This window comes from Prosthecobacter sp. (assembly GCF_029946185.1).
Taxonomy (GTDB): domain Bacteria; phylum Verrucomicrobiota; class Verrucomicrobiia; order Verrucomicrobiales; family Verrucomicrobiaceae; genus Prosthecobacter.
The window spans coordinates 1-9153 of sequence record NZ_JAQSEA010000004.1; the positions used below are offsets into that span (position 1 = coordinate 1).

The following is a 9153-nucleotide window of genomic DNA, read 5'->3' on the forward strand; positions in this document are numbered from 1 at the left end:
TGCATTTCAAAAGCCCGCCGCTCTCGTTATTCGGCGGCACCGAATGCTCCCCACTCGGCCCCAACTTGCTCATCATGCACATCCAACCAGAGGAAGGAATCACCCTGCAAATGCGCGCCAAAACGCCAGGGCCAACGATTCACACGCAAGCCGTGACTCTTGACTTCGACTACTCACAGTTCGGCAAGACCGCGCCTACCACCGGCTATGAGAAACTGTTGTTCGACTGCCTGTTGGGCGACATGACGCTCTTCCACCGCGCCGACATGGTGGAAGCCGCGTGGAAGTTGGCCGAGCCTATCCTCACCACTTGGGCCGATCATCCACCACCCGACCTTCCCAACTACACGCCCGGAACCTGGGGGCCGCGTGCGGCAGCGGAGTTGATTTCCCGTGATGGACATCATTGGTGGACCAGTTAGCGGTTAGAACATTGCCATGCTCAAGCAAACAACACGCATAACCACCCAATAATGGGGCGTCTGTCGAAAATCATCAATTCGTTTGAATGCTCATCAACCTTGCGCGTCTGAGACACTGTATGAAAACACATCTTACATCCAGCAAACTTCCAGCCGCCCTGATTGCGCTCGCCGCACTCGCCTTCGTTGCCTCACCCCTGCGGGCCGAAGATTACCATCACGCAGACGACCATGCGCGTGCGAATGCGCAGAGCCACCACGCCTCGCACGACAGCAGCCATGCCCGCCAAGCCGCACATAATGCCTCACACTCCGGCAGCTTCGGCTCGATCATTCATGCGATCAGTGATGCCAGGCATGCCCGTTACGCGTCGGGCAATGCTCATGCAGCACAGGATCATGCTAGCAGCGGCCATGGCTACAGCCATGGTTCCGGTGGTTACAGCCATGGAAATTCCGGCGGGCACTCTTCCTACTCACATCACAGCGGCCACTAGAGCAGTGTCATGCACCGCAATGGGGCGCAGCCGCATCGTTGATCCAGGTCAACCATGCGGCTGTTATTTTTCAGGGCATTCGTAGATGCCGCGCGCATCGGGAATTGGGGTGATCACCCCATAGCGCCCGCAGCGCTTCGCCGCCTACCATCAGCCCTTCAAAACAAACCATCGGCGCACGAACGCAACGCCAAACAGCCAACCCAACCCTAAAACCCTCACACACAAGATTCAAAAAGATGAACACACGTCGCACAACATTGAAACGCTTGATCGCACTCGCATGCCTTCTTGGAGTCTCCTACCTCATGCTGCCCACACCTGTCCAGGCGGCCCACGACCACGACCATTTCAATGTCACGATGGTGGCTTACGTCGGCTATCAACGTGACAGCCAGCACTACATCATCAAGGTGAAGGACGTGACAAAGGATGGGGCTGCATTTTACTTCCTGCACTTCCTTCAAGATGCTTCCTCGCTGCGAGGACACGAAGGCGAGCAGATGCAAATCAGCCTCAGCAAGGACGGCACCCGGTGGGATCGTTTCTCCTTTGGACGTCATGGTACCTGGAACATTCACGAGCGGGAAATGGCAAAGTAGGCGCGCCAATGGTTCCAAGGGCATCGCACGGTGACTTCAGATTGCCGGATCAATGCGTCACCAACAGTGCCTCTGCACAATATACAAACGAGCCGCCTCATCCATGATGAGGCGGCTCGTTCAGCGTGCGGGTGGAGTTCACCTCAGTGGCCAAGGCACCAGAAACGACAGCCTTCACATGACCAGTTACGATTGTAAAATCGGCGACGCGAACCTTTTCCACCGCACGGACATGGTGGAAGCTGGCCGAGCCCATGCAAACCACCTGGACCGCTCATCCACCGCCCGGCTTTCCCAACCACACACCCGGAGCCTGGGGAAAGTCGGCGGCTCAGGATCTGCTGACTCATGACGGACAGCGCCGGCGGGCGAGTTAGCACGGAATATATCCACAATGCTCATTTGGGGTGAAGACCCCATAGCACCCGCACTGTCTTTCCACGTAGGATCGCCTGCGGTAGAACATCAACCCACCACATACATGAAAAAACTATTCTTCATCATTCTGTCCTGTGCTTGCGCACTCACGGTGTCAGCCAAAGACAAGAAACAAGGCCACAATGGCCATGGCAGCAGCTCCCATCACTATTCGCCACACAGCTACAGAAGCCACGGCTATCTCGGCCAGGGCCACGGCTATAGGGGTCAGGGCCACGGCAATAGCGGCTACAATCATCAGCAGTATTACGACCGCGGCTACTATCATAGAAACTCCGCTTCCGGTCACTCCCAGAACTCCAACAACCACAACTATTCGACCGGCCACCGCGACCAGCGTGGCACGTACAACAACCTCTTCAATCTCTTCAACAACCTCGTCCGCTAACACCCAACGCCAACAGCTCATGAATCCATCTTTCTGCCGCCTGGTTCTCACCGGCTCCCTGCACCTCGCCGCTGCTGCGCTCTGCCTCACACTGTTCAGTGCGGCGGCCCTTGCGGATGACAAACTCCAAGTCAACAAGCCCGCCACCATTGCACCGCAGGAGCGCCTGCTTTCTCTCGTGGTGCTGCTGCACGAGCCACGAGAGCTGGATGAGCACACCCTCGGCGCTCTCGTCAGCAAGGCGGTGGGGGTCAAACACAGCCATGATGAGAGCAAGGGCAGCTTTGTCGTCGCGAAGCCGCCGCATTTTCTCGTCAAACTGAAGTCGGGCAGCTATGTGATCAACAACATCGCCAAGCCGTATGTCGAGAACAGCAACAAGGCGCTCGATGAGATCAAGGAGCCGGAGCTGCGCAAAGTGGTGGCGGCGCATCACGCCTGGGTTTCCATCGACTGGGCCTCAGCCACAGAGCCTGAAGATATTCAGCAGTCCTATCAGGACATGGGCAAGATCGCTGCGGCGCTCGCCGGGAACGACGCCCTGGCGATTTACCATCCCGAGATCGACGACTTCGTCCTCTACAGCGAGGCGGTGGGCAAGACGCTGTGCAGCGACGATCCGCTGCAAGCCTTCGCCAACTCCGGCGGCGGCTCCGATGTCGTCTCCATTCGGGACGACGATCCACAACTTCTGGCGGCACAAGAGCAGGCGAAAAAAGGCTGGCACGAATTTATGCACGCTTTCCGTGAAAAGGCGGGCACTGAGTTCGCCGTGAAGGGCCGCATCAGCGAAGGCGACCACACGGAATACCTCTGGCTGTCCGTTGATTCGATTGATGAAACGAAAATCCATGGACGGCTCGACAACGAACCCGCCACTGTCACGAACCTCAAGATGGGGCAAGATCTGCACATCCAAATCGCCGACGTGGACGACTGGATTTATCTCAACAAAGAAAAGAAGCCCGTGGGCGGTTACACCATCAAGGTGTTCGACCAACGGGCGCAAAGCCAGCAATAGCGCCCGGTGCAATGGGTCCGCGACGGGTGCACCCGCCGCAGGCCTGTTCTTTTTTGGTGTCACGGGTGTCTCAGAGCTGCCCGGCGGGTCCATGAAGCTCATGCTCGCTATGATGCGGGTTATACCCTTGGGAGTTCGCGACGCTGTCGAAGCAAGGCGCTGTGGCGTGAATCTTTGCCCCAAAGAAATTCTGAGGGGTTTCAGAATCAGTGGAGTTTAAACCGTGACTGAAGGCAATGCTCACACAACTTCTAACCACCACCGGCCATGAAACCTGAATATCTCCACGCCATTTCCAATCATGTGCTCGTCATCGGTGTTGGCCTTGGGATCTTCGCCCTTGTGCTCGCCCTGTTCCTGAAAAGCAGGCAGGCACAGATCGTGTCATTGGCCGTCATGCTGGTCAGTTCAGCCGCCGCCTATCCGGTGCTGTTTCTGGGGCAGCAAGCCTACAAAACTGTGCGCGGCATCGCTGATGAGCCTGGCCAGCAATGGCTCGATACCCACATGGAACGGGCAGAGAGCACGATCTACATCTATTATGCCTTGATGATTGTCGCCGGGGCAGCTCTCGCCGTGCCAAAATGGAAGCCTAAGACCGCCGTGCCGCTAGCCCTGGCGACTTTGACCCTTGCTGCCGCCAGCATGGGCGTGGGCGGCTGGATCAGCTATGCAGGCGGGCGTGTGCGACACCCGGAGTTTCGCGACGGCCCACCTCCTGGGGCAGTAGAGGCGCGACATCAGCATCCCGTGCATGAATAATCACGACAACATTTTCCGGCACTCCAACTTGCCGGAATTCGACAGAACCAGACACAACCTCAAATACGACCACGCTCCATCATGAACAAACTCATCGCCATCATCCTTGCTGCCGTCACCCTCATCACGGTGAGCAGTTGCACCACCCGTAATAAAGCTCCTGCGGGTCAGAACCCGTCCATGTCCGGCATGTCCGCAGCCGAGCACGCCAAGATGTAAAAGGTCGGCTCCATGCTTACCTCATGGCGACACCCAATAGCGGGTGCCGCCATGTCGTCCTTTTTTGACCTAACTCCGTCCACTGCCTGCTGATCATGCGCTACCACACCATCTCCACCCTCGTCTGGCTCGTTCTCCTGTCCTCATCCCCGTCATTGTGGGCAAAGACCGTGAACTATGACCTTAACCTGTCAGAGATGACGGTGAATTTCAGTGGTAAGGAACAACGTGCGATGGCGATCAATGGTTCAATCCCCGGACCAACACTGCGCTTCGCCGAGGGCGATGATGCCGTCATCCGGGTGAAGAACAATCTCAAAGAAGACACGTCCCTGCACTGGCACGGCATCCTGCTGCCGAACGATCAAGACGGCGTGCCGCATGTGAACATGGCACCGATCAAACCCGGCGAAACGCGCGAGTTCCGTTTCCGTCTCCGGCATGGCGGCACGTTCTGGTATCACTCCCATAGCGGCTTGCAGGAGCAGCTTGGTATTTACGGCAGCATAGCCATCACCCCCAAAGGCGGCGAGCGTATCAAGACCGATCACGATCTCGTGGTGGTGCTTTCCGATTGGACCAATGAAAGCCCGTATGACGTGCTGGCGCAGCTCCGTGCGGGCTTTGAATGGCAGCAGATCAAAAAAGGCACGGCCCAAAGCATCGTGGGGGCCATTCAACACAATGCCCTGCCGGACATGGTGAAGCGCTCGATGAGGCGGATGCCGCCGATGGACTTTTCGGATGTGGGCTATGATGCTTTTCTCGCGAATGGCAAACCCGCCGCTGAATTTCCTGCGCAACCAGGCGAAACGGTGCGTTTGCGGCTAATCAATGCCAGCGCCGCGAGCTACTATCATCTCGAATATGCAGGCGGGCCGATGAAGATCATCGCCGCTGATGGCACCGACGTTCAGCCCGTAGCGACCGGACGTTTTCTTTTCGCCATCGCTGAAACCTACGACCTGCTGGTGAAGGTGCCGCAACGCGGCGGAGCCTGGGAGCTACGCGCCACCTCGCAAGATGGCACCGGCCATAGCAGCCTGTTCATCGGCCAGGGAGAACGGCACGCCGCACCTGATGTGCCGAAGCCCAATGTCTATAAGGGGATGTCTGGCATGGGAGACATGAGTGGTATGAGCGGCATGTCTGACATGAAGGGCATGGATCACAGCAGCATGGTGGGCATGGGTGAGGGTGACATAGCGGCTCCCGAACCTGCAATGGATCACAGTGCGATGGCTGGCATGAAAGGCATGCCACCGCCCAAACCCACGAAGAAAATTGACGCCATAACCGACATGAAAGGCATGGACCACAGCACCATGCCGATGCCTGCCGTGAAGCAAAGCCGCGCCGCCATGAAGGACATGCCGTCGATGGCTGGAATGCACGGCATGGATGACCCAGAGCGGCCTGGAAGCCCGTATGAGAAATTGCGTGCCTTGCATTCCACCGTGATCTCGGACTCCCGCCCGCTGCGCGAATACACCTTCCGTCTCCAAGGCGATATGATCCGCTTCGTTTGGACGCTTGATGGCAAGACCTTTTCCGAGGCGGACATGATCAACGTGCGCCGTGGCGAGAAAGTGCGTTTCACCTTCATCAATGATTCGATGATGCACCATCCCATGCACCTGCATGGGCATTTCTTCCGCCTTGTCACCAGCGCCGGAAACCTCTCCCCCATGAAGCACACCATTGATGTGCCGCCCATGAGCAGCCACACCATCGAGTTCGCCGCCGATGAGCCGGGAGACTGGATGATGCACTGCCACGTCCTTTATCACCTCGCTATCGGCATGGCCCGTGTCGTCCACTATGAGGATGCTCCGCCAAATCCCCATCTCATGACGGGTGCCATGATGACCGAGCATGATCCGAAGCTCTTATTTGGCGAGGGCACCCTGCTTTCCAACATGACCGAAGGCACGATCTCACTGGAAAACAACCGCAACGGCCTCATGGCCCACTGGCAGTCCCGCATTGGCAATGGCAGCGACACCGACTACGAACTGGGCATCGACTATGACCGCTTCATCACCTCCAACCTCAGCACTTTTGCCGGCATGGAGTGGAGCAACGGCATCAACGACAACCGGGGTATGTTCGGTGCCCGCTACCTCCTGCCGTTTCTGGTGCAGTCGCAGGTCTCCGTGGACACAGACGGCGACTTCCGTTTCACCATCAGCAAAGTGTTCCCGATCACAGCACGCCTCTCCCTCTTTGGCCGCGCCCAATATGACACCAAGGCTATTTGGGAAACCACTGTGGGAGCGGAGTATTTCCTGCACCGGAACCTCTCCCTCGTCGGCCAGTGGCACAACCAATATGGCTGGGGTGCTGGTGTCGGCTTCCGGTTCTAGGAAGTCGCTGCCCATTTGCCGCAAACAATTTCAGGGAATTTTGAGGGGTTGGCCTTCTCCCAGAGTTACACCGCACGAAAAGCACTTTCTTTGACTCTATGAGACATGCCTGGATCAGAATCATCACCTCCGCCATCTTCCTGATGGCGCAGATGGCTGGTGCTTCCATCCCAGGCACTTCATGCGTGGAGAGAGAGTCGGTGAGCACATGCAGGCACGCCTGCTGTGTGAACGTCACCTGTGAATGCGACATGGCTCCAGCGCAGACTCCAGCAAAGCCTGCTCCTGTGGCTCCGTCGCCGCGCACTCAAGATATCAAGTTCATGCCGTTGCTCGTCAGCGTGTCAGTGAAGCCATTCAGTCCGCTCGTGTCCCAGGAGCCGATAAAGCTTCTCGCAGCGGAGGCCTTCTTGCCGCACTGCCCGCCAGCACTGACGCTGCATTGCGCCCTCCTCATCTGACAAAGCCTCGTTTCCACAGGCGAATTGTGCCCGCATCCAGCGCGGCACGGACCCGAAACGAAGCTTTTTATTATGAGGACTCAATGAACACACGACTTATCACTTTTTTCATCACACTGCCGTTTGGCGTGTCACTGCAAAACCTAGCTGCTGAAGACAGCGGCGCAGCATCCCCTGCCTTTATTCGCAGACTCGTGCGTGAAGCGGAGGCTTCACACCCATCTGTCCAGGCGGCAGCGGCTCGCAGCCAAGCTGCCGCCTCTGCCATCGGCGCGATCCGGTTGTGGGAAGACCCGCAACTCGGTCTTGGCACGCTGTTTGCCAGCAATGTGAACCGACAAGGCAACGGCGACATCTCGGTGGGCATCGACCAGATGCTCCCACGGCGCGGGCTGTATCGCGCTGAAAAAAGCCGTGCTCTGGCAGAGCAGCAGGCGCAGCAAGCCATGCAGAAGCAGACAGCGAATGAACTGGGACTCATGGTGGCACAAGCAGCCCTGGAACTGGCGCTGGCTGACGAGGTGATACGGCTCCAGGCGGAGAATGTGGCGTGGCTGGAGACCATCGTGAAAACGGCGGAAGAACGGGCCAAGAACCCGGATGCGACCGGCACTGAAACACTTCGCCTCGAAAGCGAGTTGTCTGTGAAGAAGCAGACGCTCGCCAGTGCGCGGCGGCAGCGCACGCAGTTCGCCACCACCCTGAATCTCCTGCTTGGGCGACCGGCAGATGCCACATGGAGTGCTTTGTCACTGCCCCCGAAGGCGCAGGACCATGCCAGCGCCACCGCGTTGAAGGTGCGGCTGGAGCGAGACAATCCACAGCTTGCAGCACTGCGCCACCAGACCGAAGCGGCGCAGGCTGAGTCCACGGCTGCGCGTGAAAAGCGCAAGCCTGCCTTCTCAGTCGGCCTCCAGGTGAACACCTATTCCCAAGGCACGCTCCAGGACACCATGGCGATGCTGAACTTCAAAATGACGCTGCCGTGGTTCAATCGCGCCGCTTACAAGTCCGACATCGCCCGTGCTGACAAGCTGCACGAAGCGGCGCAAAGCGATCTCGCTGCACAGCAGCGCCTCCTTTACTCCCAGCTCTCCGCTTTCATCACCGAGGCACGGAACGGCCAGCAGCTTGTGAACGCCTATGTTTCGGAAGTGATCCCCAAGTCTGAAAAGACCGTGGAAACACTGCAAAACGCCTGGATTTCTTCCAAAGCGACGCTGCTGGAGGTTCTGGATGCACGCCGCGCCCTGCTTGAGGCGCACATGGAGCACGAGCGTGCTCTGGCTGCGTGGCAGGTGGCGCTGCAAAACCTCGCCGCTCTCACGGGCGGTTTCACGCAAACAACTCACCCCTGATTTTTTATGAAAAACTTTCTCACTCTTTTGTTCATCATCGCCGCCCTCGGCGCGGGCTGGTTCCTGCGCGGTAACTTCGGCGGCACCTCCATGACGGCCATGCAGTCAGCCAGCGAGCGCAAAGTGCTTTTTTATCAGAGCGCCATGCACCCCTGGGTGAAAAGCGACAAGCCAGGCCGCTGCACGATCTGCGGCATGGCGCTCACCCCAGTTTATGAGGGTGACAAAGGCATTGATGCCTCGGGTGGTGGCGAAGTTGTCGCCCTGACTCAGAACCAGATCCAAGTCCTGCATGTGGAGACAGCAGAGGCCAAGGTTCAGCCGCTGACCCGGACGCTGCCAGTAGCAGGCATGATCGATGATAATGCCACACGTCACCGCATCCTCTCAGCTTACATTGATGGCCGTATCGACAAGCTGCATGTCAATTTCATGGGTGCTGAGGTCACGGAAGGCCAACCCCTGGCTGAATTCTACAGCCCGACATTGCTCCAGTCAGAGCGCGAATATCGCCAGCTCACAGGTGAGTTGAAAAAGAACACCGGCCTGCGGTTGCGGCAGATGGGACTCACGCCAGCGCAGATCGAGGCGCTGGATAAAAAGGCTGGCGATGCTCTTA

Annotated in this window: 9 protein-coding genes and 1 pseudogene; all 10 read left to right on the forward strand. The window is 57.9% G+C overall.

The features are described 5' to 3' along the window. Positions 1 to 422: pseudogene (locus PSV43_RS00135) on the forward strand (glucose-6-phosphate dehydrogenase); the annotation flags it as partial. Between the two features lie 119 nt (positions 423 to 541). Then, entirely contained in the window at positions 542 to 919 is a 378-nt protein-coding gene (locus tag PSV43_RS00140; RefSeq protein WP_300192459.1) for a hypothetical protein, read from the forward strand. Positions 920 to 1158: 239 nt separating this feature from the next. After that, complete coding sequence (locus tag PSV43_RS00145; RefSeq protein ID WP_300192461.1) at positions 1159 to 1521, forward strand: hypothetical protein; 363 nt, start codon at positions 1159 to 1161, stop codon at positions 1519 to 1521. Positions 1522 to 2002: 481 nt separating this feature from the next. Further along, a complete protein-coding gene (locus PSV43_RS00150) occupies positions 2003 to 2347 on the forward strand; it encodes a hypothetical protein (RefSeq protein WP_300192463.1) in 345 nt (114 codons plus the stop codon). Positions 2348 to 2366: 19 nt separating this feature from the next. Next, entirely contained in the window at positions 2367 to 3368 is a 1002-nt protein-coding gene (locus PSV43_RS00155; protein WP_300192465.1) for a DUF2314 domain-containing protein, read from the forward strand. A gap of 267 nt (positions 3369 to 3635) precedes the next feature. Beyond that, on the forward strand, positions 3636 to 4130 hold the full coding sequence (locus PSV43_RS00160) for a hypothetical protein (RefSeq protein ID WP_300192466.1): 495 nt from the start codon (positions 3636 to 3638) through the stop codon (positions 4128 to 4130). Positions 4131 to 4211: 81 nt separating this feature from the next. Continuing rightward, on the forward strand, positions 4212 to 4349 hold the full coding sequence (locus tag PSV43_RS00165) for a hypothetical protein (RefSeq protein WP_300192468.1): 138 nt from the start codon (positions 4212 to 4214) through the stop codon (positions 4347 to 4349). A 95-nt stretch (positions 4350 to 4444) separates the two neighbouring features. Further along, positions 4445 to 6715: a multicopper oxidase domain-containing protein gene (locus PSV43_RS00170; RefSeq protein ID WP_300192470.1), complete on the forward strand. Its 2271-nt coding sequence runs from the start codon at positions 4445 to 4447 to the stop codon at positions 6713 to 6715. A gap of 544 nt (positions 6716 to 7259) precedes the next feature. Next, positions 7260 to 8534 (forward strand): TolC family protein, encoded by a 1275-nt coding sequence (locus PSV43_RS00175; RefSeq protein WP_300192472.1) that lies wholly within the window; start codon positions 7260 to 7262, stop codon positions 8532 to 8534. A gap of 6 nt (positions 8535 to 8540) precedes the next feature. Further along, positions 8541 to 9153 (forward strand): efflux RND transporter periplasmic adaptor subunit (locus tag PSV43_RS00180; protein WP_300192474.1); only part of this gene is annotated, 613 nt, incomplete at its 3' end.